This window comes from Serratia sp. BNK-33-b (assembly GCF_048684565.1).
In the GTDB taxonomy this organism is placed as follows: domain Bacteria; phylum Pseudomonadota; class Gammaproteobacteria; order Enterobacterales; family Enterobacteriaceae; genus Serratia; species Serratia marcescens.
The window spans coordinates 4,684,804-4,710,124 of record NZ_JBLQTZ010000001.1; the positions used below are offsets into that span (position 1 = coordinate 4,684,804).

17 protein-coding genes, 5 tRNA genes, 3 rRNA genes and 1 other RNA gene are annotated in these 25,321 nt (G+C 54.1%); 2 read left to right on the top strand and 24 right to left on the bottom strand.

What is annotated here, in order from left to right; all coding sequences use genetic code 11:
• Nucleotides 1-11 precede the first annotated feature (11 nt).
• The 13 genes from rpoB to ACMGGK_RS22720 form a co-directional block, all read right to left on the bottom strand.
• Nucleotides 12-4,040, bottom strand: a complete 4,029-nt coding sequence (gene rpoB / locus ACMGGK_RS22660; protein WP_004929900.1) for a DNA-directed RNA polymerase subunit beta — start codon at nt 4,038-4,040, stop codon at nt 12-14.
• A 332-nt stretch (nt 4,041-4,372) separates the two neighbouring features.
• The gene (rplL, locus tag ACMGGK_RS22665) at nt 4,373-4,738 is read right to left on the bottom strand and encodes a 50S ribosomal protein L7/L12 (protein WP_004929903.1); all 366 of its coding nucleotides are present in this window, start codon (nt 4,736-4,738) and stop codon (nt 4,373-4,375) included.
• A 63-nt stretch (nt 4,739-4,801) separates the two neighbouring features.
• A complete protein-coding gene (gene rplJ, locus ACMGGK_RS22670) occupies nt 4,802-5,299 on the bottom strand; it encodes a 50S ribosomal protein L10 (protein WP_004929905.1) in 498 nt (165 codons plus the stop codon).
• Nucleotides 5,300-5,637: 338 nt separating this feature from the next.
• The gene (rplA, locus tag ACMGGK_RS22675; protein ID WP_004929908.1) at nt 5,638-6,342 is read right to left on the bottom strand and encodes a 50S ribosomal protein L1; all 705 of its coding nucleotides are present in this window, start codon (nt 6,340-6,342) and stop codon (nt 5,638-5,640) included.
• Between the two features lie 3 nt (nt 6,343-6,345).
• A complete protein-coding gene (gene rplK, locus ACMGGK_RS22680; RefSeq protein ID WP_004929911.1) occupies nt 6,346-6,774 on the bottom strand; it encodes a 50S ribosomal protein L11 in 429 nt (142 codons plus the stop codon).
• A gap of 165 nt (nt 6,775-6,939) precedes the next feature.
• Nucleotides 6,940-7,485: a transcription termination/antitermination protein NusG gene (nusG, locus tag ACMGGK_RS22685; RefSeq protein ID WP_004929914.1), complete on the bottom strand. Its 546-nt coding sequence runs from the start codon at nt 7,483-7,485 to the stop codon at nt 6,940-6,942.
• Nucleotide 7,486: 1 nt separating this feature from the next.
• Nucleotides 7,487-7,870: a preprotein translocase subunit SecE gene (gene secE / locus ACMGGK_RS22690; RefSeq protein ID WP_004929916.1), complete on the bottom strand. Its 384-nt coding sequence runs from the start codon at nt 7,868-7,870 to the stop codon at nt 7,487-7,489.
• A gap of 259 nt (nt 7,871-8,129) precedes the next feature.
• The gene (gene tuf / locus ACMGGK_RS22695) at nt 8,130-9,314 is read right to left on the bottom strand and encodes an elongation factor Tu (protein WP_015376315.1); all 1,185 of its coding nucleotides are present in this window, start codon (nt 9,312-9,314) and stop codon (nt 8,130-8,132) included.
• 109 nt (nt 9,315-9,423) lie between these two features.
• Nucleotides 9,424-9,499: transfer RNA gene (locus tag ACMGGK_RS22700), tRNA-Thr, on the bottom strand.
• 6 nt (nt 9,500-9,505) lie between these two features.
• A tRNA-Gly gene (locus ACMGGK_RS22705) sits at nt 9,506-9,580 on the bottom strand.
• Between the two features lie 36 nt (nt 9,581-9,616).
• A non-coding RNA gene (locus ACMGGK_RS22710) (RtT sRNA) lies at nt 9,617-9,732 on the bottom strand.
• Nucleotides 9,733-9,778: 46 nt separating this feature from the next.
• Nucleotides 9,779-9,863, bottom strand: a tRNA-Tyr gene (locus tag ACMGGK_RS22715).
• A gap of 25 nt (nt 9,864-9,888) precedes the next feature.
• A tRNA-Thr gene (locus ACMGGK_RS22720) sits at nt 9,889-9,964 on the bottom strand.
• A gap of 396 nt (nt 9,965-10,360) precedes the next feature.
• Between ACMGGK_RS22720 and ACMGGK_RS22725 the strand changes: the two genes are divergently transcribed.
• Together ACMGGK_RS22725 and coaA are read left to right on the top strand one after the other, a co-directional pair.
• Nucleotides 10,361-10,909, top strand: coding sequence for a GNAT family N-acetyltransferase (locus tag ACMGGK_RS22725; protein WP_004929422.1), 549 nt, complete (start codon nt 10,361-10,363; stop codon nt 10,907-10,909).
• Nucleotides 10,910-11,128: 219 nt separating this feature from the next.
• Nucleotides 11,129-12,079, top strand: a complete 951-nt coding sequence (coaA, locus tag ACMGGK_RS22730) for a type I pantothenate kinase (protein ID WP_025304936.1) — start codon at nt 11,129-11,131, stop codon at nt 12,077-12,079.
• Between the two features lie 48 nt (nt 12,080-12,127).
• Here the strand turns inward: coaA and birA are convergent, their stop codons facing one another.
• The 11 genes from birA to ACMGGK_RS22785 form a co-directional block, all read right to left on the bottom strand.
• Complete coding sequence (gene birA / locus ACMGGK_RS22735; RefSeq protein ID WP_004929427.1) at nt 12,128-13,090, bottom strand: bifunctional biotin--[acetyl-CoA-carboxylase] ligase/biotin operon repressor BirA; 963 nt, start codon at nt 13,088-13,090, stop codon at nt 12,128-12,130.
• Nucleotides 13,087-14,124, bottom strand: a complete 1,038-nt coding sequence (gene murB / locus ACMGGK_RS22740) for a UDP-N-acetylmuramate dehydrogenase (RefSeq protein ID WP_151254215.1) — start codon at nt 14,122-14,124, stop codon at nt 13,087-13,089. Before murB ends, birA begins: the two co-directional genes overlap by 4 nt.
• Before the next feature lie 378 nt (nt 14,125-14,502).
• Nucleotides 14,503-14,618 (bottom strand): 5S ribosomal RNA (rrf, locus tag ACMGGK_RS22745).
• Nucleotides 14,619-14,717: 99 nt separating this feature from the next.
• A 23S ribosomal RNA gene (locus ACMGGK_RS22750) occupies nt 14,718-17,625 on the bottom strand.
• Between the two features lie 239 nt (nt 17,626-17,864).
• Nucleotides 17,865-17,940, bottom strand: a tRNA-Glu gene (locus ACMGGK_RS22755).
• Nucleotides 17,941-18,028: 88 nt separating this feature from the next.
• A 16S ribosomal RNA gene (locus ACMGGK_RS22760) occupies nt 18,029-19,570 on the bottom strand.
• Together the 16S, 23S and 5S rRNA genes with 1 tRNA gene alongside form the textbook arrangement of a ribosomal RNA operon.
• A gap of 391 nt (nt 19,571-19,961) precedes the next feature.
• Complete coding sequence (gene hemG / locus ACMGGK_RS22765) at nt 19,962-20,495, bottom strand: menaquinone-dependent protoporphyrinogen IX dehydrogenase (protein WP_420277288.1); 534 nt, start codon at nt 20,493-20,495, stop codon at nt 19,962-19,964.
• A 21-nt stretch (nt 20,496-20,516) separates the two neighbouring features.
• Nucleotides 20,517-21,968 (bottom strand): Trk system potassium transporter TrkH, encoded by a 1,452-nt coding sequence (gene trkH, locus ACMGGK_RS22770; protein WP_004934492.1) that lies wholly within the window; start codon nt 21,966-21,968, stop codon nt 20,517-20,519.
• A gap of 35 nt (nt 21,969-22,003) precedes the next feature.
• Complete coding sequence (locus tag ACMGGK_RS22775; RefSeq protein ID WP_004934489.1) at nt 22,004-22,618, bottom strand: IMPACT family protein; 615 nt, start codon at nt 22,616-22,618, stop codon at nt 22,004-22,006.
• Nucleotides 22,618-23,949 carry a Xaa-Pro dipeptidase gene (pepQ, locus tag ACMGGK_RS22780; RefSeq protein ID WP_049299746.1) on the bottom strand — a complete coding sequence of 444 codons (1,332 nt, stop codon included), beginning with the start codon at nt 23,947-23,949 and terminating at the stop codon, nt 22,618-22,620. The genes ACMGGK_RS22775 and pepQ overlap by 1 nt, the downstream gene beginning before the upstream one ends.
• Before the next feature lie 112 nt (nt 23,950-24,061).
• A complete protein-coding gene (locus ACMGGK_RS22785; protein ID WP_028127639.1) occupies nt 24,062-25,258 on the bottom strand; it encodes an MFS transporter in 1,197 nt (398 codons plus the stop codon).
• Between the last annotated feature and the right edge of the window lie 63 nt (nt 25,259-25,321).

Sequence of the window (25,321 nt, forward strand, 5' to 3'; positions counted from 1 at the left end):
CGGAATGACGATTACTCGTCTTCCAGTTCGATGTTGATGCCGAGCGAGCGGATTTCTTTCAACAGTACGTTGAAGGACTCCGGCATGCCTGGCTCCATCCGGTGATCGCCATCCACGATGTTTTTGTACATCTTGGTACGGCCGTTAACGTCATCCGACTTAACGGTGAGCATTTCCTGCAGGGTATAAGCCGCGCCGTATGCTTCCAGTGCCCACACTTCCATCTCACCGAAGCGTTGACCACCGAACTGCGCTTTACCACCCAGAGGCTGCTGAGTAACCAAGCTGTAAGAACCGGTTGAACGGGCGTGCATTTTATCGTCAACCAAGTGGTTCAGTTTCAGCATGTACATATAGCCGACAGTAACCTGGCGCTCGAATTGCTCACCGGTACGGCCATCGAACAGCGTGATCTGACCGGAGGTCGGGATTCCGCCCATTTCCAGCAGCTTCTTGATTTCAGTCTCTTTCGCACCGTCAAACACCGGCGTTGCGATCGGCATACCTTTTTTCAGGTTCTCTGCCAGACGCAGCACTTCGTCGTCGCTGAAGGTGTTCAGGTCAACTTTCTGGCAAACGTCGTCGCCCAGATCGTAGGCCTTCTGGATGAACTCACGCAGCTTGGCCACTTCCTGCTGCTGCTTCAGCATCTGGTTGATCTTCTCACCGATGCCTTTCGCAGCCATACCCAGGTGGGTTTCCAGGATCTGACCGATGTTCATACGTGATGGTACGCCCAGCGGGTTCAGTACGATGTCTACCGGCGTGCCGTTTTCATCGTAAGGCATATCTTCGATCGGGTTGATCTTGGAGATAACACCCTTGTTACCGTGGCGGCCCGCCATCTTGTCACCCGGTTGGATCTGACGTTTAACGGCCAGATAAACCTTGACGATTTTCAGTACGCCCGGCGCCAGATCGTCGCCCTGAGTGATCTTACGACGCTTGGCTTCCAGCTTCTTCTCGAAGTCGGATTTCAGTTCGTCGTACTGCTCAGCCAGCTGCTCCAGCTGGTTTTGCTTCTCTTCGTCGGTCAGGCCCAGTTCCAGCCAGCGATCGCGCGGCAGCTTGCTCAGCTTGTCGGCTTCGATGCCACCGGCAACCAGCACCGCGTGGATACGCGCAAACAGGCCGGCTTCCAGGATCTGCAGTTCTTCAGTCAGGTCTTTCTTCGCCTGCTTCAGCTGCATCTCTTCGATTTCCAACGCGCGCTTGTCTTTTTCCACGCCATCGCGGGTGAAGACCTGCACGTCGATAACCGTACCGGAAACGCCGTTCGGCACACGCAGAGAAGAGTCTTTAACGTCAGACGCTTTCTCACCGAAGATCGCACGCAGCAGTTTCTCTTCCGGCGTCAGTTGGGTTTCGCCTTTAGGCGTTACCTTACCGACCAGAATGTCGCCGCCGGTCACTTCAGCACCGATATACACGATACCGGATTCATCCAGTTTGGAGAGCGCAGCTTCACCCACGTTAGGGATGTCGGCGGTGATCTCTTCAGGCCCCAGCTTGGTGTCGCGAGACACGCACGCCAGTTCCTGGATGTGGATGGTGGTGAAGCGATCTTCCTGCACCACGCGCTCGGAGACCAAGATGGAGTCTTCGAAGTTGTAGCCGTTCCAAGGCATGAACGCTACGCGCATGTTCTGGCCCAGTGCAAGTTCGCCCAGGTCTGTCGATGGGCCATCCGCCAGCACGTCACCGCGCTCGATTGGCTCACCCAGATTCACACACGGCATCTGGTTGATGCAGGTGTTCTGGTTAGAACGGGTGTACTTGGTCAGGTTGTAAATATCGATACCTGCTTCGCCCGGGTACATCTCGTCTTCGTTAACTTTGATAACGATACGGGAAGCATCCACGTACTGGATCACACCGCCGCGTTTGGCAACGGCGGTTACGCCGGAGTCAACCGCTACAGCGCGTTCCATACCGGTACCGACCAGCGGCTTGTCAGCGCGCAGGGTTGGTACGGCCTGACGTTGCATGTTCGCACCCATCAATGCACGGTTGGCGTCATCGTGTTCCAGGAATGGAATCAGTGAGGCACCAACGGAAACAACCTGTTGGGTGGATACGTCCATGTAGTCAACCTGGTCGCGGCTGAACAGGCTTGATTCGCCTTTGCTGCGGCAGGTGACCAGGTCTTCTACGAAGCGGCCTTCTTCATCCAGGTTGGAGTTCGCCTGGGCGATAACGAAGTTGCCTTCTTCAATAGCAGACAGGTAGTTGATTTCATCGGTCACCACGCCGTCGCGCACGCGGCGGTACGGGGTTTCCAGGAAGCCATACTCGTTAGTCTGTGCGTACACGGACAGGGAGTTGATCAGACCGATGTTTGGACCTTCCGGCGTTTCGATTGGACACACGCGGCCGTAGTGGGTCGGGTGTACGTCTCGAACTTCAAAGCCGGCGCGCTCACGGGTCAGACCGCCCGGGCCCAGTGCGGAGATACGACGCTTGTGCGTGATCTCGGACAGCGGGTTGTTCTGGTCCATGAACTGGGACAGCTGGCTGGAGCCGAAGAACTCTTTCACCGCCGCCGAAATCGGCTTGGCGTTGATCATGTCCTGAGGCATCAGGGTATCCAGATCGCCCAGAGACAGACGCTCTTTCACCGCACGCTCAACACGCACCAGACCTACGCGGAACTGGTTCTCGGCCATTTCGCCAACGGAGCGGATACGGCGGTTGCCCAAGTGGTCGATATCGTCCACTTCGCCCTTGCCGTTACGGATATCGATGAGCTTCTTCATCACTTCGATGATGTCGTCTTTGCTCAGGATGCCCGAACCTTCGATCTCGTCACGCAGCAGAGAACGGTTGAACTTCATACGGCCAACCGCGGACAGATCGTAGCGGTCTTCGGAGAAGAACAGGTTCTCGAACAGGCTTTCGGCAGCTTCGCGCGTTGGCGGCTCACCAGGACGCATCATGCGGTAGATTTCTACCAGCGAGCTCAGACGATCGTTGGTCGGATCGACACGCAGCGTTTCAGAGATGTACGCGCCGTGGTCCAGATCGTTGGTGAACAGCGTTTCGATGCGCTTGTGGCCAGACTGGCTCAGCTTGGCCAGCAGATCCAGCGACAGCTCCATGTTGGCTGCGCAGATCAGTTCGCCGGTATTGGTATCGATATAGTCTTTCGCGACCACTTTGCCCGCGATGTACTCTACCGGTACTTCAATGCTCTGAATGTCGTCTTTTTCCAGCTGACGGATATGACGAGCGGTGATGCGACGGCCTTTCTCTACGTAGATCTTGCCGTTGGCTTCGATATCGAACGAAGCGGTCTCACCACGCAGGCGCTCTGGCACCAGCTCCATCTGCAGCTTGTTGTCGCGGATTTCGAAGACGATCTTGTCAAAGAACAGGTCGAGGATCTGTTCAGTGGTGTAGTTCAGCGCGCGCAGAATGATGGTCGCAGGCAATTTGCGGCGACGGTCAATACGCACGAACAGGTTGTCTTTCGGATCGAACTCGAAGTCCAACCATGAACCGCGGTAAGGGATGATGCGTGCGTTGTACAGCACTTTACCCGAGGAGTGGGTTTTACCCTTATCGCTGTCGAAGAATACGCCAGGACTACGGTGCAACTGAGATACGATAACCCTCTCAGTACCGTTGATCACAAAGGTGCCGTTTTCGGTCATGAGCGGAATTTCGCCCATGTAGACTTCTTGTTCCTTGATGTCTTTGACCGTACCTTCAGGCGCTTCGCGCTCATAGATAACCAGGCGCAGTTTTACGCGCAGCGGTGCAGAGAACGTCACACCACGGATCTGGCACTCTTTGACGTCGAAGACCGGCTCACCAAGACGGTAGCTAACGTATTGCAGCTCCGAATTGCCACTGTAGCTCTGGATAGGGAAAACAGAACGGAATGCGGCTTCAAGGCCGTACTGCCCTTCTGGATCTTGCTCGATAAACTTCTGGAACGAGTCAAGCTGGATAGAAAGGAGATATGGTATGTCCAGCACTTGTGGACGTTTACCAAAATCCTTACGAATACGTTTTTTCTCGGTATAGGAGTAAACCATAGGGTTCCTCAGCTCGCTGATCAGTGACCCAATCTGTCCGTCCGATTAGGGACAGTTCATGCAACACCGTTTTGTCGACCGGAAAGCGGGAACACTTTCCGCAATGTCTCTTGCTATCACGCTTAAACCATTTCATCGCGCCTTCCCCCAGAACTCCTGGTAGTGCAAAGACCGCGGTATATTAAGTCGTCAATAGAAACAAACATTGGGAGGCGAAACCAGCAGCCAAACAGTGTGAAACGCTACTGGCGCCCTACAGCGCAAAAAGGCTGGTGACTAAAAAGTCACCAGCCATCAGCCTAAAAGACTAGGCTGCAACCGGAAAGGTTGGCTTATTTAACTTCAACTTCTGCGCCAGCTTCTTCCAGAGATTTTTTCAGAGCTTCTGCGTCATCTTTGCTCACGCCTTCTTTCAGAGCGGCTGGAGCAGATTCAACCAGGTCTTTAGCTTCTTTCAGACCCAGGCCGGTAGCGCCACGTACTGCTTTGATAACAGCAACTTTGTTAGCGCCTGCAGCTTTCAGGATAACGTCGAATTCAGTTTTCTCTTCAGCAGCTTCAGCTGGGCCAGCAGCTACAGCTACAGCAGCAGCAGCAGAAACGCCGAATTTTTCTTCCATAGCGGAAACCAGTTCAACAACGTCCATTACGGACATAGCGGCAACTGCTTCCAGGATTTGGTCTTTAGTGATAGACATAACAATTGTTCCTAAAATTCAGAAATAGTTTAAATACGTTAGCAAAGGCTAAGAAAGAGTGGCTTACGCCGCTTCTTTCTGATCGCGTACTGCAGCCAGAGTGCGAACCAGTTTGCCGGCAGCGGCTTCTTTCATGGTTGCCATCAGGCGTGCGATCGCTTCTTCGTAAGTTGGCAGCGTCGCCAGGCGGTCGATTTGCGCCGCTGGGATCAGCTCACCTTCAAAGGCCGCAGCTTTAACCTCGAATTTTGCATTCGCTTTCGCGAACTCTTTGAACAGACGAGCAGCAGCGCCCGGGTGTTCGTGAGAGAATGCAATCAAGGTTGGACCGACAAACGTGTCTTTCAGGCATTCGAATGGAGTGCCTTCAACTACGCGACGCATCAGGGTGTTGCGAACAACACGCATGTAAACGCCAGCTTCACGACCTGCTTTACGCAGTTCAGTCATTTTATCTACGGTAACGCCGCGGGAATCCGCAACAACCGCAGACAGCGCGCCTTTGGCTACTTCGCTGACTTCAGCAACAATCGCTTGTTTGTCTTGAAGATTTAATGCCATTAGCTTTTTGCTCCTGGATTAGCCGGGGAAAATCCCCCGGAACTCACTTCACTCGGCGCTTTGTAAAACGCCACGCCGAGCGGCTTAACACGGTGAGCAGAATCCAGCAAAGACATTCTTTTATAAAAAAGAAAAATTTTCTTAGGCTCTGTCACCGTCTACGCAGGAAGGATTAAGTATCTCGCGATACACCTGCGGTCTTGGACGGAGGCCTGGATAGGCCAGGCTCCAACCGAAAAATCTTTGTTTTGCCTACGGCATAGCCAATAGCAAAACCTTGGGGCATAAGATTCTAGACAAATCTCGGCCCCAAGTCAAAGCGATAATCGCAAGTGCGATTAGTTCGCTGCGGCAGACAGACCGCTCTGATCGATAGCAACGCCAGCACCCATGGTGGTGGAGAGGCTAACTTTCTTGATGTACATACCTTTCGCCTGAGAAGGTTTTGCTTTTTTCAGCGCAACCAGCAGGGCTTCCAGGTTTTCTTTCAGTTTGTCTGCGTCGAAATCAACCTTACCGATGGTGGTATGGATGATGCCGTTTTTGTCGTTACGGTAGCGAACCTGACCTGCTTTAGCGTTTTTCACAGCTTCAGCAACGTTCGGGGTAACGGTACCCACTTTCGGGTTTGGCATCAGGCCGCGTGGACCCAGGATCTGGCCCAGTTGACCAACAACGCGCATTGCATCCGGGGAAGCAATAACAACGTCGAAGTTCATTTCGCCTTTCTTGATCTGCTCAGCCAGATCGTCCATACCTACCAGCTCTGCGCCTGCAGCTTTCGCAGCTTCAGCGTTAGCGCCTTGGGTAAATACGGCAACGCGAACGGAACGACCGGTGCCGTGTGGCAGAACGGTAGCGCCACGAACGTTTTGGTCAGATTTACGAGCGTCGATGCCGAGGTTAACGGCAACGTCAACGCTTTCTACGAATTTAGCGGTGGCCAGCTCTTTCAGCAGAGCAACAGCTTCAGTGATGTCATACTGTTTAGTAGCATCAACTTTGTCACGGATCACGCGCATGCGCTTGGTCAGCTTAGCCATCTCTTAATCCTCCACTACCAGGCCCATGGAACGAGCGGTACCTTCGATGGAGCGAGTCATCGCTTCAACGTCAGAACCAGTCATGTCCGCAGCTTTGGTTTCTGCGATTTCACGTACCTGAGCACGGGTCACTTTACCTACTTTGTCTTTGTTCGGCTTACCGGAACCAGACTTGATACCAGCCGCTTTTTTCAGCAGAACTGCTGCTGGCGGGGTTTTGGTAACGAAAGTGAAGGAGCGATCAGAATAAACGGTGATAACAACCGGAATCGGCAGACCTTTTTCAATGCTGTCAGTCTTAGCATTGAACGCCTTACAGAACTCCATGATGTTAACGCCCTGCTGACCCAGAGCTGGACCCACTGGTGGGCTCGGGTTAGCCATACCAGCTGCAACTTGCAGCTTAACGTAGGCTTGTACTTTCTTAGCCATTTAAATTTCCTCGGTTTGGGTAGTATCGCCTCGTAAGAGGCTCCCCGTGTTTAACCTCGCCGGACAAACATCAGGCAAGGCATCTAAAAACAAAAGGCGCGAAATTGTAGTTCAATTTCGCGCCTTTGACAAGCGGCAACAGGCCGCTTACTGCTGATTATTCGATCAGCCTTTTTCAACCTGGCTGAAGTCCAGTTCCACCGGCGTTGCACGCCCGAAGATGGAAACGGAAACTTTCAGGCGGCTCTTCTCGTAATCGACTTCTTCGACCACGCCGTTGAAATCGGCAAACGGGCCGTCGTTGACGCGCACCAGCTCGCCCGGCTCGAACAGCGTTTTCGGACGCGGCTTGTCACCGACCTGCTGCAGGCGGTTCATGATCGCATCAACTTCTTTATCGCTGATCGGCGCTGGACGGTCAGACGTACCGCCGATGAACCCCATGACGCGCGGTACGCTGCGCACCAGGTGCCAGCTGGCGTCATTCATCACCATCTGCACCAGCACATAGCCAGGGAAGAACTTACGCTCGCTCTTGCGACGCTGGCCGCCACGGATTTCAACCACTTCTTCCGTAGGCACCATCACTTCGCCGAACAGCTCTTCCATATCGTGCAGTTTGATGTGTTCACGCAGCGATTGTGCTACGCGACCTTCAAAACCGGAAAACGCCTGAACGACGTACCAACGTTTTTTTGGAGCTTCAGACATTTTAGAACCTCAGGCCAGTAATAAACGACACCAGACGGACCAGAATACCATCCAGCCCCCACAGAATCAGTGACATCACGGCGGTTACCGCGGCGACGATCAACGTGGTGTGCAGCGTTTCCTGACGAGTTGGCCAAATCACTTTACGTACTTCGGTACGCGCTTCACGGGCAAACGCAACGGTGGCTTTGCCTTTGGTGGTCATCAGAGCCACTGCACCTGCAACGGCGATGATCAGCACAACTGCCAGCGCGCGCAATGGCAGGCTTAAATCACGGTAGTAATAGTTACCGACAATAGCCACAACCAACAGAACGGCGACGATCAGCCACTTTGCCGCTTCCAGGCCGCGTCCGCTCCCTTGAGCCTCGGTATTCGCACTCATAAACCAACCTGTCACAATGATGATTCAGAACAAACAACTTTGCCTCGCATTGCGAGGCAAACCAAACCGATCGGATACCGCACTAGCGATATCCCGGTGTTTTACGCCATGACGTATTCAGTCAATACGGTTTAAGAGCCCATCTCACCAATGATTATGACTGCAAAATCGCTGATGAGATAGGTTCTAGTTCACAGCGTAGAAAAAGGGCATCAAATGATGCCCTTTTACCGCGTGTCGCGTCAAACTTTATCAGCGATTAAGCGATAACTTTAGCAACAACACCAGCGCCTACAGTACGGCCGCCTTCACGGATTGCGAAACGCAGACCGTCGTCCATCGCGATTGGGTGAATCAGGGTTACAACCATGTTCACGTTGTCGCCTGGCATTACCATCTCTACGCCTTCTGGCAGTTCGATGGTACCGGTCACGTCAGTAGTACGGAAGTAGAACTGTGGACGGTAGCCTTTGAAGAATGGCGTGTGACGACCACCTTCATCTTTGCTCAGGATGTACACTTCAGATTCGAACTGGGTGTGCGGCTTGATGGAGCCTGGCTTAGCCAGTACCTGACCACGTTCGATTTCTTCACGTTTGATACCACGCAGCAGAACACCTACGTTCTCACCAGCACGGCCTTCGTCCAGCAGTTTGCGGAACATTTCAACGCCAGTACAGGTAGACTTAACGGTGTCTTTGATACCAACGATTTCAACTTCTTCGCCAACTTTGATGATACCGCGCTCAACACGACCGGTAACAACGGTACCACGACCGGAGATGGAGAATACGTCTTCGATTGGCAGCAGGAACGGCTTGTCGATAGCACGCTCTGGCTCTGGGATGTAGCTGTCCAGGGCTTCGGCCAGTTCGATGATTTTCGCTTCCCACTCAGCTTCGCCTTCCAGCGCTTTCAGCGCGGAACCGCGGATTACCGGCAGGTCGTCGCCTGGGAAGTCGTAAGCGGACAGCAGTTCGCGAACTTCCATTTCTACCAGTTCCAGCAGCTCTTCATCATCTACCATGTCGCATTTGTTCATGAATACGATGATGAAAGGAACGCCAACCTGACGACCCAGCAGGATGTGCTCACGAGTCTGAGGCATTGGGCCGTCAGTCGCAGCTACTACCAGGATCGCGCCGTCCATCTGAGCAGCACCGGTGATCATGTTTTTCACGTAGTCGGCGTGCCCTGGGCAGTCAACGTGCGCGTAGTGACGAGTCGGGGTGTCATATTCAACGTGAGAGGTGTTGATGGTGATACCACGAGCTTTTTCTTCTGGCGCGTTATCGATCTGGTCGAAAGCACGTGCAGAACCGCCGTAGGTTTTAGCCAGTACGGTAGTGATCGCTGCAGTCAGGGTAGTTTTACCGTGGTCAACGTGGCCGATAGTACCGACGTTAACGTGCGGTTTTGTACGTTCAAACTTTTCTTTAGACATCGATTGTCCCTCTAAGACACGGATAAATCGGTGGTATCACCACATCAACCAAGCATTTGCTCGTTGAATCCAGAACAGAAAGAAAATCAGGGGGCGAGAAATTAAGAAGTGGTGCTGATAGGCAGATTCGAACTGCCGACCTCACCCTTACCAAGGGTGCGCTCTACCAACTGAGCTATATCAGCACATCTTGGAGCGGGCAGTGGGAATCGAACCCACATCATCAGCTTGGAAGGCTGAGGTAATAGCCATTATACGATGCCCGCATCCTGGAACTCGGCTACCTGATTTTTCTGTAGAATTTTGGGATGGAGCAGGATTGTTCATCACTCGGCTCGCATCCTTCGGGCCGGCTGCGCCTTGCGCTGCACAGCTCGAACCTTGCCGAAGGCTTTCGCCCTCTCCTCCCGCCATCAACCGTTGCGGTATTTATCGCATCTCAGTTAATCGCCGAAGGCAAGATTTGGTGGTGGGGGAAGGATTCGAACCTTCGAAGTCTGTGACGGCAGATTTACAGTCTGCTCCCTTTGGCCGCTCGGGAACCCCACCAGATTTTAACTACTTGTGACTTGAATGGTGCCGGCTACCGGAATCGAACTGGTGACCTACTGATTACAAGTCAGTTGCTCTACCTACTGAGCTAAGCCGGCATCAAGTGCAGCGCATTCTAGGTAGAGCGGGCGACCTATGCAACAAAAAAATTGCTTTACGCGCACTTTCGCTCATAAATCAGTCAATTTTGCATACTGTCATGCAATTTGCAGCCTGCGGCGTGCAAACATTCATCACTCGCGGCAATCATTCTCTACAATTTTATCCACTTTTTGCAAGCCTTGAGCGCCGCTTTCTCCGTGTCGGGCTTCTCAAAACACTTAACCCGCGATGGTAAACTGTGAGCGGGATCGATGCACCAAAAAGGGGATACCTGCCCCGGACTGCGGCGTGGGCTACACTGATCCCTCGCCCTTTTGCCGTTGCTATGCCTTTCGCCGCTGTGGCTCAGTTATTGCTTCTCTTCATTACCCCCATCCCAGGAGGAATGACCGATGAAAATAGTGCCTATCAACGCCGCTACGTTGCCGATTTACCGCGATGAATTGGCCCGCCTGTTGACCGATGCCGTCACGCACGGCGCTTCTGTCGGTTACGACACCTTAATTCCTCACGAAGACGCCGAGAGCTACTTCCACAGTCTGCGACCGGCCCTGGCCAAAGGTGAGCTGCTGCTGTGGATTGCCCGTGACGATCGCGGCGTCGTTGGCACCGTGCAACTCGAGCTTTGCCAGAAGCCGAACGGCCGTAATCGTGCGGAGGTGGTGAAGCTGTTGGTGCATAGCCGCGCTCGCCGCAACGGCGTAGGTCAGGCTCTGATGAAGACGCTGGAGTACGCGGCACTGCAGCAGCAACGCGGGCTATTGTATCTGGATACGCAGGCCGGTTCGGCGGCAGAAGCGCTTTATCGCAGCCTGGGTTATCGCTGTTTGGGTGAGCTGCCGGATTATGCAGCGGGTCCCGATGGGCATTACCATCCGACCGTCATTTATTACAAACGTCTGTTCACCGTAAATCAGCCTTCGCGCGCCATCGCCAGTTAGTCTTCAGGCGGTATCCGGCTCTGATGATACCGCCTTGCAACCCCGCTTTATCAACTGCGCGCCGCTTCGCACAATTGACATAAACTGCTGCCTATCGACAACTTTTGCGAAAAAAGTCTACGCCAAAAACGAAGCTGTCTATAATATGCAGCTTGTTTATTCTCTGGAGTTGGCGTCCGGCGCCTTTCCCAACCTGCGTTAACAGGCAGAATTTGGCTTATGATAAAAAGAGATCAATCTTTAGCAACGCCTTACCTACAGTTCGATCGTACCCAATGGGCTGCGTTGCGAGATTCGGTGCCGCTGACGTTGTCGGAAGAAGAGATCGTTAAACTGAAAGGGATTAACGAAGATCTCTCGTTGGAAGAAGTTGCGCAGATTTATCTGCCGCTGTCACGACTGTTGAACTTCTATATCAGTTCCAACCTGCGTAGGCAGGCGGTGCTCGAGCAATTCCTCGGCACCGACGGGCAAAAGATTCCCTATGTCATCGGCATCGCCGGCAGCGTAGCCGTAGGTAAGAGCACAACCGCACGTCTGTTGCAGGCGTTGTTGAGCCGTTGGCCAGAACACCGCAGCGTTGAGTTGATCACGACCGATGGCTTCTTGCACCCTAATAAGGTGCTGAACGAACGCGGCCTGATGAAGAAAAAAGGCTTCCCGCAGTCTTACGATATGCATAGCCTGGTGAAATTCGTGTCGGAAGTGAAATCCGGCGCCAAACGCGTCACCGCCCCGGTTTATTCCCATTTGATCTATGACGTCGTGCCCGAAGGTAATAAAGTCATCGAGCAACCGGATATTCTGATCCTGGAAGGGCTTAACGTATTGCAAAGCGGTATGGATTATCCTCACGATCCGCATCGCGTATTCGTTTCCGACTTTGTCGACTTCTCTATATATGTCGATGCGCCGGAGACGCTATTGCAAAGCTGGTATATCAATCGTTTTCTGAAATTCCGTCAGGGCGCATTTTCCAATCCCGATTCTTATTTCCATAATTATTCAAAATTGCCGGAACCGGAGGCGATTAATATCGCCACGCAATTATGGAATGAAATCAATGGATTGAATTTGCAGCAGAACATACTGCCTACGCGCGAACGCGCGAGCCTGATTATGACCAAAAGCGCTAACCATGCCGTTGAAAGCGTGCGTTTAAGAAAATAAGCCTACCGAAAGATCAAGGGGACGCTGCCGTCCCCTTGTCTTTTCTCACTATTCCGCGCTGCGCAGCGATATCTCTCCGCCGATAAAAGGTTTGATTTCCCCGTCCTGTTCCAGCAACAGTGCGCCCTGCGAATCGATACCCCGGGCGATACCCACAATCTGTCGCTCGCCAATCAGCAGTTTGACCGGCCTGTCGATAAAGTTATCCAGGGTACGCCAGCGACCGATAAAGGGTGCGAGTCCGTCTATCTCAAACTGTTTCAATGACTGACGCAGTTCATTAAGCAAGGTCGCAGCCAGTTCATTGCGATCGATCTGAATTCCCGCTTCCTGTAGGTTAATCCATCCCTGAGTAATGGCGCTGGCATTGGTATCACGCATCGCCAGGTTGATGCCGGCGCCGATGACCAGTTGGGCCGCATCGCCGGTTTTTCCCGTCAGTTCGACCAGGATCCCCGCCAATTTACGATCGTTTAGATAAAGATCGTTAGGCCACTTCACGCGCACATCAGCCGCACCGAGACGCTGCAAGACCTCCGCCATCACCATCCCGATCACCAGGCTAAGCCCCATAGCCGCTGCCGGCCCCTGCTCCAGTCGCCAGAACATCGACAGATATAAATTAGCGCCGAATGGCGAGATCCACTGCCGCCCGCGGCGCCCTCGTCCTGCCTGTTGGTATTCAGCGACGCAGGCATCACCAGAGTGCAATTCGTCGATGCGATCCAGCAAGTATTGGTTGGTGGAATCGACCACCGGCAACACGCTTACACGCTTGTCTTCCAGCAGGCTGAGGATTCGCTTGGCTTCCAACAGCTGGATGGCGCCAGGCAGGCTATAGCCTTTTCCGGGCACGGTAAAGACATCCAGTCCCCATTCGCGAATGGTCTGAATATGCTTATTGATCGCCGCGCGACTCATGCCCAGTGACTCACCGAGGTGTTCACCGGAATGGAATTCGCCGTCAGCCAGCAGCGCGATCAGTTTTAACGGAACCTTGGTATCTTTCATGACAGCACCGCCACGGCATTCAGTTCACCGGTCGCGCCAATAAAACGCACCTCAGGTTCCAGCCACACGCCGAATTTATCAGCCACCGTCTTGCGTACGTGGCGCGCCAACGCCACCACATCCTGACTGTGGGCGTTGGCGATGTTCACCAGCACCAGCGCTTGTTGGCGGTGTACCGCAGCGCCACCGATACGATATCCTTTCAGTTCGCATTGATCGATAAGCCATCCGGCGGCCAGCTTCACTTGGCCATCCTGCTGTGGATAATGCGGCATAGCAGGATATTTAGCGATGAGTTCTGCGGCTTTCTCTGCGTTCACCAGCGGATTCTTGAAGAAGCTGCCTGCATTGCCGGTTTCACGCGGATCGGGCAGCTTGCTGCGGCGCATGGCGCATACGGATTCAAATACCTGAAGTGGCGTCACCGTGGCAGGATCCAGCTTGGCCAGATCGCCGTAGCTCAATTTAGGTTGCCACTGTTTGTTGAGACGCAGACCCAGCCCGACAATGACATGCCCGGTCTGGAAACGGTGTTTGAAAATACTTTCCCGGTAACCAAAACCACACTCGGCAGCCGGGATACGATCGATAGCGCCGGTAGAGAAGTCCAGCAGATCGACATACTCGCAGATATCTTTCAATTCGACGCCGTAGGCGCCGATGTTCTGGATAGGGGCGGAACCGGCCAATCCAGGAATCAATGCCAGGTTTTCCAGACCGCAGATCCCGGCCTGCAGCGTATATTGCACCAGGTCATGCCAATTTTCACCGGAGCTGACGTGGAGATACCAGGCATCGTTATCTTCCCGAACATCAATACCCTTCAACTGATTGACCATTACTGTGCCAGAAAAATCCTCCAGGAACAGCACGTTGCTACCTTCACCGAGAATCAGCAACGGCTCCTGACGCTTGCGCGTTTGTTGCCACACCTTGAGCATCAGCTCAATTCTATCGGCCATGATCAGGTGCGCTGCGTTGACCGGGAGCGCAAACGTATTGTGGTTTTTTAAAGACGCGCTTTCAGTAGACATAACGTTCAGTACCCATACGGAAATAATCTTCCGCCTAGTCTACTCGATTCGAGGCGTCTGGCTAATATTTGTTTTAATTAACGTGAAATTTATCGACTAATACACTGAAGAATTAAGATTTATCTTTGATATAACCGGATAATTCTCATCAGTCTGTTCATAGATAGATATTTTTATTATTTAAATAATAATCTGGAACTATCAATTATATATTTAGCTGGCTATTTCCCTAGCAAAGAAACATTATGCTTCCTTATAAGGATAAGCTACATATGCCAAAAAAAACATTTTTCAAAGTAATAGATACTGTCAGGATATTTATTTTACGCACAGCAAAAAGCCCTGAACGTCAGTTCAGGGCTTTCGGCTTTGTTTGATGCCTGGCAGTGCCCTACTCTCGCATGGGGAGACCCCACACTACCATCGGCGCTACGGCGTTTCACTTCTGAGTTCGGCATGGGGTCAGGTGGGACCACCGCGCTATTGCCGCCAGGCAAATTCTGTTTCATTCCAACCGCTTCACTCTCGTGTCGCCATCAGAACCAATCTCGGAACTTCGCTGAAAATCTCTCTAAAAACACCTTCGGTGTTGTAAGGTTAAGCCTCACGGATCATTAGTACTGGTTAGCTCAATGCATCGCTGCACTTACACACCCAGCCTATCAACGTCTTAGTCTTAAACGTTCCTTCAGGGGCCTTGAAGGCCCAGGGAAGACTCATCTTGAGGCAAGTTTCGCGCTTAGATGCTTTCAGCGCTTATCTTTTCCGCACTTAGCTACCGGGCAATGCCATTGGCATGACAACCCGAACACCAGTGGTGCGTTCACTCCGGTCCTCTCGTACTAGGAGCAACCCCTCTCAATCTTCCAACGCCCACGGCAGATAGGGACCGAACTGTCTCACGACGTTCTAAACCCAGCTCGCGTACCACTTTAAATGGCGAACAGCCATACCCTTGGGACCTACTTCAGCCCCAGGATGTGATGAGCCGACATCGAGGTGCCAAACACCGCCGTCGATATGAACTCTTGGGCGGTATCAGCCTGTTATCCCCGGAGTACCTTTTATCCGTTGAGCGATGGCCCTTCCATTCAGAACCACCGGATCACTAAGACCTACTTTCGTACCTGCTCGAGCCGTCACTCTCGCAGTCAAGCTAGCTTATGCCTTTGCACTAACCTCACGATGTCCGACCGTGATTAGCTAACCTTCGTGCTCCTCCGTTACTCTTTGGGAGGAGACCGCCCCAGTCAAACTACCCACCAGACACTGTCCTCACCCCAGATTATGGGGCCGAGTTAGAACATCAAACATTAAAGGGTGGTATTTCAAGGATGGCTCCACGCAGACTGGCGTCCACGCTTCAAAGCCTCCCACCTATCCTACACATCAAGGCTCAATGTTCAGTGTCAAGCTATAGTAAAGGTTCACGGGGTCTTTCCGTCTTGCCGCGGGTACACTGCATCTTCACAGCGAGTTCAATTTCACTGAGTCTCGGGTGGAGACAGCCTGGCCATCATTACGCCATTCGTGCAGGTCGGAACTTACCCGACAAGGAATTTCGCTACCTTAGGACCGTTATAGTTACGGCCGCCGTTTACTGGGGCTTCGATCAAGAGCTTCGCCTTGCGGCTGACCCCATCAATTAACCTTCCAGCACCGGGCAGGCGTCACACCGTATACGTCCACTTTCGTGTTTGCACAGTGCTGTGTTTTTATTAAACAGTTGCAGCCAGCTGGTATCTTCGACTGGCTTCAGCTCCATCCGCGAGGGACTTCACCTACATGCCAGCGTGCCTTCTCCCGAAGTTACGGCACCATTTTGCCTAGTTCCTTCACCCGAGTTCTCTCAAGCGCCTTGGTATTCTCTACCTGACCACCTGTGTCGGTTTGGGGTACGATTTAATGTTACCTGATGCTTAGAGGATTTTCCTGGAAGCAGGGCATCAACTACTTCTGCACCGTAGTGCATCGTCATCACGCCTCAGGGTTGATATGCAACCGGATTTACCAGGTCACACCCCCTACACGCTTAAACCGGGACAACCGTCGCCCGGCTAGCCTAGCCTTCTCCGTCCCCCCTTCGCAGTAACACCAAGTACAGGAATATTAACCTGTTTCCCATCGACTACGCTTTTCAGCCTCGCCTTAGGGGTCGACTCACCCTGCCCCGATTAACGTTGGACAGGAACCCTTGGTCTTCCGGCGAGCGGGCTTTTCACCCGCTTTATCGTTACTTATGTCAGCATTCGCACTTCTGATACCTCCAGCAACCCTCACAGGCCACCTTCAACGGCTTACAGAACGCTCCCCTACCCAACAACGCCTAAGCGTCGCTGCCGCAGCTTCGGTGCATGGTTTAGCCCCGTTACATCTTCCGCGCAGGCCGACTCGACCAGTGAGCTATTACGCTTTCTTTAAATGATGGCTGCTTCTAAGCCAACATCCTGGCTGTCTATGCCTTCCCACATCGTTTCCCACTTAACCATGACTTTGGGACCTTAGCTGGCGGTCTGGGTTGTTTCCCTCTTCACGACGGACGTTAGCACCCGCCGTGTGTCTCCCGTGATAACATTCTTCGGTATTCGGAGTTTGCATCGGTTTGGTAAGCCGGGATGGCCCCCTAGCCGAAACAGTGCTCTACCCCCGAAGATGAGTTCACGAGGCGCTACCTAAATAGCTTTCGGGGAGAACCAGCTATCTCCCGGTTTGATTGGCCTTTCACCCCCAGCCACAAGTCATCCGCTAATTTTTCAACATTAGTCGGTTCGGTCCTCCAGTTAGTGTTACCCAACCTTCAACCTGCCCATGGCTAGATCACCGGGTTTCGGGTCTATACCTTGCAACTAATCGCCCAGTTAAGACTCGGTTTCCCTACGGCTCCCCTATACGGTTAACCTTGCTACAAAATATAAGTCGCTGACCCATTATACAAAAGGTACGCAGTCACACCACGAAGGTGCTCCCACTGCTTGTACGTACACGGTTTCAGGTTCTATTTCACTCCCCTCGCCGGGGTTCTTTTCGCCTTTCCCTCACGGTACTGGTTCACTATCGGTCAGTCAGGAGTATTTAGCCTTGGAGGATGGTCCCCCCATATTCAGACAGGATGTCACGTGTCCCGCCCTACTCATCGAACTCACGACCTGTGCATTTTAGTGTACGGGGCTATCACCCTTTGCTGCGCGACTTTCCAGACGCTTCCACTAACACACAAGCCGATTCAGGTTCTGGGCTCCTCCCCGTTCGCTCGCCGCTACTGGGGGAATCTCGGTTGATTTCTTTTCCTCGGGGTACTTAGATGTTTCAGTTCCCCCGGTTCGCCTCATGCCACTATGTATTCATGACATGATAGTGTGTCGAAACACACTGGGTTTCCCCATTCGGGTATCGCCGGTTATAACGGTTCATATCACCTTACCGACGCTTTTCGCAGATTAGCACGCCCTTCATCGCCTCTGACTGCCTAGGCATCCACCGTGTACGCTTAGTCACTTAACCTCACAACCCGAAGATGTTTCCATCGTTCGCGCTGCAAACATTTGAGAGACTCTATGACAGGTTACTCTTCATCCCAGTACTTCTACGGAGGGATAAATTTCAGCCGTCATGTTTCAATTTTCAGCTTGTTCCAGATTGTTAAAGAGCAATATCTTAAACATGACTCGGAAGTCATCTTTAAGATATGGTGTATCGTCAGATACTTGAGACCGCCGCTTTCACCGGGTGGGTCGGAAGCTTGGCGTCCCCTAGGGGATTCGAACCCCTGTTACCGCCGTGAAAGGGCGGTGTCCTAGGCCTCTAGACGAAGGGGACACGACACCGTACTTTTATGACGCTTTTGCTCGTTACTTTTTCATCAGACAATCTGTGTGAGCACGCCACTCGAACTAATATCTTTAGGTAAGGAGGTGATCCAACCGCAGGTTCCCCTACGGTTACCTTGTTACGACTTCACCCCAGTCATGAATCACAAAGTGGTAAGCGCCCTCCCGAAGGTTAAGCTACCTACTTCTTTTGCAACCCACTCCCATGGTGTGACGGGCGGTGTGTACAAGGCCCGGGAACGTATTCACCGTAGCATTCTGATCTACGATTACTAGCGATTCCGACTTCATGGAGTCGAGTTGCAGACTCCAATCCGGACTACGACGTACTTTATGAGGTCCGCTTGCTCTCGCGAGGTCGCTTCTCTTTGTATACGCCATTGTAGCACGTGTGTAGCCCTACTCGTAAGGGCCATGATGACTTGACGTCATCCCCACCTTCCTCCAGTTTATCACTGGCAGTCTCCTTTGAGTTCCCGGCCGAACCGCTGGCAACAAAGGATAAGGGTTGCGCTCGTTGCGGGACTTAACCCAACATTTCACAACACGAGCTGACGACAGCCATGCAGCACCTGTCTCAGAGTTCCCGAAGGCACCAATCCATCTCTGGAAAGTTCTCTGGATGTCAAGAGTAGGTAAGGTTCTTCGCGTTGCATCGAATTAAACCACATGCTCCACCGCTTGTGCGGGCCCCCGTCAATTCATTTGAGTTTTAACCTTGCGGCCGTACTCCCCAGGCGGTCGATTTAACGCGTTAGCTCCGGAAGCCACGCCTCAAGGGCACAACCTCCAAATCGACATCGTTTACAGCGTGGACTACCAGGGTATCTAATCCTGTTTGCTCCCCACGCTTTCGCACCTGAGCGTCAGTCTTCGTCCAGGGGGCCGCCTTCGCCACCGGTATTCCTCCAGATCTCTACGCATTTCACCGCTACACCTGGAATTCTACCCCCCTCTACGAGACTCTAGCTTGCCAGTTTCAAATGCAGTTCCCAGGTTGAGCCCGGGGATTTCACATCTGACTTAACAAACCGCCTGCGTGCGCTTTACGCCCAGTAATTCCGATTAACGCTTGCACCCTCCGTATTACCGCGGCTGCTGGCACGGAGTTAGCCGGTGCTTCTTCTGCGAGTAACGTCAATTGATGAACGTATTAAGTTCACCACCTTCCTCCTCGCTGAAAGTGCTTTACAACCCGAAGGCCTTCTTCACACACGCGGCATGGCTGCATCAGGCTTGCGCCCATTGTGCAATATTCCCCACTGCTGCCTCCCGTAGGAGTCTGGACCGTGTCTCAGTTCCAGTGTGGCTGGTCATCCTCTCAGACCAGCTAGGGATCGTCGCCTAGGTGAGCCATTACCCCACCTACTAGCTAATCCCATCTGGGCACATCTGATGGCAAGAGGCCCGAAGGTCCCCCTCTTTGGTCTTGCGACGTTATGCGGTATTAGCTACCGTTTCCAGTAGTTATCCCCCTCCATCAGGCAGTTTCCCAGACATTACTCACCCGTCCGCCGCTCGTCACCCAGGGAGCAAGCTCCCCTGTGCTACCGCTCGACTTGCATGTGTTAAGCCTGCCGCCAGCGTTCAATCTGAGCCATGATCAAACTCTTCAATTAAAAGCTTGATTTGCTTCCACTCGAGAAGCGATGCTCAAAGATTTACTGCATGAATTTTACTTCAGTTAGTCACTCTTCAAGACTTGATATTTTTTTGCATCCGAAGATGCTGGATATCGTCTTGTGGAGTGCCCACACAGATTGTCTGATAAATTGTTAAAGAGCAGTGCCGAGAAACTCATCGGCGCGGGCTGCGTATACTACGCTTTTCGCCCGGAGAGTCAAGCGTTTATTTCGCTTTCTTCTCGCTGACCCGGCGGCTTGTCAGTCGTTGTTCCCGATCAGTGGAGGCGCATTATAGGGAGTTCTCGGCAGGCCGCAACCCCTAATTGCAAAAAACTTTTCAAGCGCGGATTTTTTCGGCAAAACGCTGGCCAAACCCGCGTTTTTGTCACTTTTCGTACTGGATCTGGCTAAATTCCTGGGCGAAACGGTCGACCTGCTGCCAATCGGTGTACTCCACTTCCTTACTGGTATCCGTTTCACCGCCCGTCATACGCATAATAAATTGAATCATGATGCGGTCGAACCAACGATAGCGCGGATAACGCAATGCGCCGGCAAACACCACACACTGTTTTGGCTGCCACGGCGAGGCCAGCAGGAACTTGCGGGCATAAGCGTTGGTTTGCGGCGAGCGCTTTTCCGGTTTACGCGCGGTCAGGTTCACGGCAAAGAACGCGCTCGGCATTCGATTCAGTTGTTCGGCATGACGTTTGACGAATTTGTCCAGCACCGGGTTAAAGTGCCCGTAACGGATAGAAGCACCGATCATCACCTGCTGGTACTGACTAAGGTCGACCTGTTCCGCCTGCAGCAGATCGATCACCTCACAACGCAGCGTGTCCTGCAACTTGCTTGCTATATAAGAAGCGATAGCACGTGTTTGCCCGTCACGGCTCGAATAAAGTATCAATGCCTTCATGGCGTACTCCTTATATCAGGCTCACTCACGCCAAAAAGTTGGCGTGAACAGCACCAGCAATGTAAACACTTCCAGGCGCCCGAACAGCATCGTCACCACCAGGATCCACTTGGCCGCCGCCGGCATCGTGGTGAAGTTATCCGCCACCACGCCCAGGCCGGGGCCAAGGTTATTGAGCGTTGCCGTCACTGCGGCGAACGCGGAAAAATCGTCAACGCCGGTGGCAATGATCGCCAGCATGCTGACGATAAACACCAGCGCATAGGCGGAGAAGAATCCCCACACCGCTTCCAGAATACGTTCCGGCAGTGCGCGATTGCCCAATTTGATGGTATAGACCGCGTTGGGGTGCACCAGCCTTTTCAACTCTCGCGAGCCCTGCAGGTACAGAAGCAGGATACGGATCACCTTCAGGCCGCCGCCGGTCGAGCCGGCACAACCGCCGATGAACGCTGAGCACAGCAACAACATCGGCAGGAACAGCGGCCACTTGGCGATGCTGTCGGTCGTAAAACCAGCCGTGGTCGCCATCGATACCACCTGGAAGAACGCCTGATTGAGCGTTTCCATACCGCTCTTATAGACGCCATGTCCCCAGAGCACCAACGTGCATACCACCACCAGCGTCAACTGAACGAAGATGAACATGCGGAATTCAGGATCGCGCCCGTACACCTTCAGACTGCGGCCGCTTAGCAAAGCGAAGTGCAGGCCGTAGTTACAGCCGGAAATCAGCAGGAACACGGCAATGATGGTGTTGATGGTCGGGCTGGCGTAATAACCGATACTGGCATCGTGGGTAGAAAACCCGCCGATGGCGATGGTCGAGAAACTGTGGCCGATGGCGTCGAACACCGACATCCCGGCCCCCCAGAGCGCCAGCGCACAGGCAACGGTCAGCAACACATAGATTAGCCACAGGGTTTTGGCGGTTTCGGCAATGCGCGGACGCATCTTGTTATCTTTCAATGGCCCGGGCATTTCCGCCCGATACAGCTGCATGCCGCCGACGCCAAGTATCGGCAGTATCGCCACCGCCAACACGATGATCCCCATGCCGCCCATCCATTGCAGCATTTGGCGATAGAACAGGATGGCCTTCGGCAACGAGTCCAGCCCCACCAGCGTCGTTGCGCCGGTGGTCGTCAATCCCGAGAAGGATTCAAAGAAGGCGTCGGTAAGCGACAAATTGGGCCGTTCCGAAAACAGGAATGGCAATGCCCCCACGCTGCCCAGCACGGTCCAGAACAACACGACAATCAGGAAGCCTTCACGGGGCTTCAACTCGTGTTTCTGTTTGCGGTTCGGCCACCACAGCATCAGACCGATGGTCAGCGCCACGAAGAAGGTTTGGCTGAACGCGCGCCCCGCCCCATCGCGGTAAATCAATGCCACCAGGCCAGGAATAAACATCGTCCCGGAGAACAGGATGACCAGCAGACCAACGATACGGGTTATGGCGCGAAAATGCATTTCAGCACGATCCTTAGCAATTCAATTGGGAGGAATTATTGCGAAATGGGGGTTAATTGCAAATTACCGCGACTGAGATCACGCAATTTATTTCCAAACAGCTCGACCTCGGTGGCCGGCAACGCCAGATGCAGCACGACGGCGGCACCGTATTCACCCTGCAGGATCCGACCTGCGGTTTGCTGCAGCAAGTTCTCCACCAGCGCCAACTGCGCATAGTCGCACTGCAAGATATATTCGGCTTCCGGCACCTTTTGTGCCAACGCCAACTGCTTCAACGCCTGTTGAACACCGTTGCCATAGGCTTTCACCAGCCCGCCGGTGCCCAGCTTGACGCCGCCATAGTAACGAACGACCACGGCGGTCACTTCGCCGATACCGCTGCCCATCAGCTGCGCGAGGATCGGTTTGCCGGCGGTGCCCGACGGTTCTCCGTCGTCGGAGAACCCCAGCTGCTGCGAGTCATCGGGGCTGCCGGCGACGAAAGCCCAACAATGGTGCCTCGCCGCCGGGTGCTCGTCCCGCACCTGCTGAATAAACGCCTTTGCCGCTTCTACCCCGCTGGTCGGCGCCAGCAGGGTGATAAAACGGCTCTTCTTTATTTCTTCGGTAAAGCAGGTTGCTTCCGCCGGTATCGGGTACGGCCGCATCAGGCCAGGTTCAGATCGCGCGTCATGTTCTCGATGCGCTTTTCGTGGATCACGATGTTGTCTTCGATGCGGATGCCGCCGTACGGCTTCAGCGCATCGATGCGATCCCAGGCGAAGTGCTGCTTGAACTCACCGCTGCGCCACGGCGCCAACAGAGAGTCAATGAAGTACAGACCCGGCTCGATGGTCAACACCATGCCCGGCTGCAACACGCGGGTGCAACGCAGGAACGGATACTTGGACGGCGCCGCCAGGTGGGTGCCTTGCTCGTCCTGCATAAAGCCGGCGGCGTCGTGCACCTGCAGGCCCAGCGGGTGGCCCAGCCCGTGCGGCAGGAACGGCGTGGTGATACCCGTTTCAACCATCGCCTCTTCGCTGAGGCCGTTCACCAACTTGTGATTCTTGAGCAGCTTGGCGATGCGCTGGTGCATCTGCACATGGTAGTCGGTATAACGCACGCCGGTTTTGATGGTATCGATCAACGCCAGCTGCTCACCGTTGAGATCTTTCACCAGGTGGGCAAACTCGCTGCCGCTTTGCGCCGCGTAGGTGCGGGTCAGATCGGCGGCGTAGCCGTTATATTCCGCGCCGGCGTCGATCAGGAAACTCAGGGATTCGGCCGGCGGCTGATGATCCAGCTTGGTGTAGTGCAGTACCGAAGCGTGTTCGTTCAGCGCCACAATGTTGTCGTAAGGCACGTCGGTATCGCGGTGGCCGGTCGCCGTCAGGTAGGCCAGGTTGATGTCGAACTCGCTCATGCCGGAGAGGAAGGCCTCATGCGCCGCACGATGGCCGGTTACCGCCGTCTTCTGCGCTTCGCGCATGCAGGCCAGCTCATAGCCGGTTTTGATCGAACGGTGGAAATCCAGGTAGTTCAACACCGCTTTCGGATTGATGTTCTCGGAAGGGATGCCGAGATCGCGGGCGCGCTGTTGCGCATAACCGATATAGCCCACGCGCTCGCGCTGCGGCGGAAGCTGCTGGGCGATGGCGTCGGCGTTGGCCAGCGGCATCAATTCAAGGGATTTAGTCCAGAAACTGTCCGGCAGCGGCTCTACGCTGTGCCAGTAGTCGACCGGGGAGTAGAACCACAGCTTCGGCTTGTTGACACCGTCGATCCACAACCAGCAGTTCGGCACCGACGTCACCGGCACCCAGGCTTTGAAATGCGCATTCACTTTGAACGGATAGCTATGGTCGTCCAAAAATACCTTTTGCAGTTCACCGGAGTGAATCAGCAACGCATCCAACTTGTTGCGCTCCAGCACTTCGCGCGCGCGTTTTTGCAGCTCTGCCAAGTGGTCGTTATACAAAGAAGCCAGCGTTTCCATCACAGTACCCTTATGCCTTAGCACGAAAGAAGTCATCTTAACACAGCGCTCCGGCGCACCAACCTTATCGCGTTGGGCATGCGGAGCAGCTCGCAATTCCCTGCAAATGCCGTTACATCCGCAGTTTAACCATTAGCCAGCCGGCCAGGCCGAGCAACGCTATCGCCAGCGCCCATAGGCCGTGGTGCTCCAATAACACCGCGCCGGCCGCGGCAATGCCCGCCAGACACTGCTGCAGAAAGCCGCACAGCGCCATCGCATAGGCACCGTGCTCTTTGGCGTCGCTGACCGCCATCGCCATGCTGTTGGGAAACAACACCGCCTGGCCAAAAATGGTCAGGCAATACAGCACGATGAACAGTGCCATACCGGAAAGGCCGGCCAGAATGCCGCTCCACCACAACAGCAGGATCGCTACCGTCGCCAGAGCGACGATGCCGCTGCCGGTTTGCATCAGTTTTTTCCCGCCGACACGCGCCACCGTGCGGTTCACCGTCAACGCGCCGCTAAAGTAGGCGATACCTATCACCAACCCCAGCGCGCCGAACGCCGTAACGTTGAGGCCAAAACCCTGCTGCATGACGAACGGGCTCACCTCCTGCAATGTCACCGTGGTGGCGAAGCCCAATCCGCCGACGCAGGCCGGCCAGAAGAACCCCGGCCGCCGCAGGATGGCGAAGTAGGTGGCCGCCATCGCCGGGCGTGGCCCGCGTGTGCGCCCCGCCTCAAGCGGCAGCGTCGCCATCAGCGCCAGAATGGCCAAACCGGTGGCGCCCATCAGGACGAAGCCCATCTGCCAGTGCGAATATTGGCTGAGCAGGCCGCCGACAAACTGACCACCGCCCAGCGCGGTGATAAAAGCGATGGAGAGCACCGATAACCGACGCGCCAACTCGTCACCGCTCCAGTTATCCCGCACGATGATACGCGCAATGATCGCCGCACCGCCGGCGCCCACACCCTGCAGCGCACGCAGCGCCAGCAGCTGGGCGCCGTTGCTGCACAGCGCCAACAGCCCGCTGCAGCCAATGAAAAGAAACAAAGACAGCGTCAGGGGCGCACGGCGGCCAAAGCGATCGGCGGCCGCGCCCCAGAACAGCACCGGCAAAGCGGCGCCGATGACGAAGATCGAAATGGACAGCTCGGTGGCGCGTCGGCTCATCGCCAGCTCCCGCATCACCGTCGGCAGCGAAGGCAAATACACGGTCGTCGCCATCTGTGCCATAAACACCAACAGACATGCCAGCGTCATGGTTCTGGCCGGAATGCTCCATAAGCCGCTGCGTTTGACACAAGCCGCCTTAGTCATGCGTAACCTCGTCTGAATGTTCATTCGCTGCGAGCAAGTGTATGAGTGCCGACACACTCCAGC

Excerpts from the sequence above, each read along its gene's own strand:
- rplJ (WP_004929905.1), bottom strand. The coding sequence starts at position 5,299 with ATGGCATTAAATCTTCAAGACAAACAAGCGATTGTTGCTGAAGTCAGC.
- secE (WP_004929916.1), bottom strand. The coding sequence starts at position 7,870 with ATGAGTGCGAATACCGAGGCTCAAGGGAGCGGACGCGGCCTGGAAGCG.
- ACMGGK_RS22775 (WP_004934489.1), bottom strand. The coding sequence starts at position 22,618 with ATGCGGCCGTACCCGATACCGGCGGAAGCAACCTGCTTTACCGAAGAA.
- nusG (WP_004929914.1), bottom strand. The coding sequence starts at position 7,485 with ATGTCTGAAGCTCCAAAAAAACGTTGGTACGTCGTTCAGGCGTTTTCC.
- trkH (WP_004934492.1), bottom strand. The coding sequence starts at position 21,968 with ATGCATTTTCGCGCCATAACCCGTATCGTTGGTCTGCTGGTCATCCTG.
- rpoB (WP_004929900.1), bottom strand. The coding sequence starts at position 4,040 with ATGGTTTACTCCTATACCGAGAAAAAACGTATTCGTAAGGATTTTGGT.
- ACMGGK_RS22785 (WP_028127639.1), bottom strand. The coding sequence starts at position 25,258 with ATGACTAAGGCGGCTTGTGTCAAACGCAGCGGCTTATGGAGCATTCCG.
- rplL (WP_004929903.1), bottom strand. The coding sequence starts at position 4,738 with ATGTCTATCACTAAAGACCAAATCCTGGAAGCAGTTGCCGCTATGTCC.
- birA (WP_004929427.1), bottom strand. The coding sequence starts at position 13,090 with ATGAAAGATACCAAGGTTCCGTTAAAACTGATCGCGCTGCTGGCTGAC.
- coaA (WP_025304936.1), top strand. The coding sequence starts at position 11,129 with ATGATAAAAAGAGATCAATCTTTAGCAACGCCTTACCTACAGTTCGAT.
- rplA (WP_004929908.1), bottom strand. The coding sequence starts at position 6,342 with ATGGCTAAGCTGACCAAGCGCATGCGCGTGATCCGTGACAAAGTTGAT.
- murB (WP_151254215.1), bottom strand. The coding sequence starts at position 14,124 with ATGTCTACTGAAAGCGCGTCTTTAAAAAACCACAATACGTTTGCGCTC.
- rplK (WP_004929911.1), bottom strand. The coding sequence starts at position 6,774 with ATGGCTAAGAAAGTACAAGCCTACGTTAAGCTGCAAGTTGCAGCTGGT.
- ACMGGK_RS22725 (WP_004929422.1), top strand. The coding sequence starts at position 10,361 with ATGAAAATAGTGCCTATCAACGCCGCTACGTTGCCGATTTACCGCGAT.
- tuf (WP_015376315.1), bottom strand. The coding sequence starts at position 9,314 with ATGTCTAAAGAAAAGTTTGAACGTACAAAACCGCACGTTAACGTCGGT.
- hemG (WP_420277288.1), bottom strand. The coding sequence starts at position 20,495 with ATGAAGGCATTGATACTTTATTCGAGCCGTGACGGGCAAACACGTGCT.
- pepQ (WP_049299746.1), bottom strand. The coding sequence starts at position 23,949 with ATGGAAACGCTGGCTTCTTTGTATAACGACCACTTGGCAGAGCTGCAA.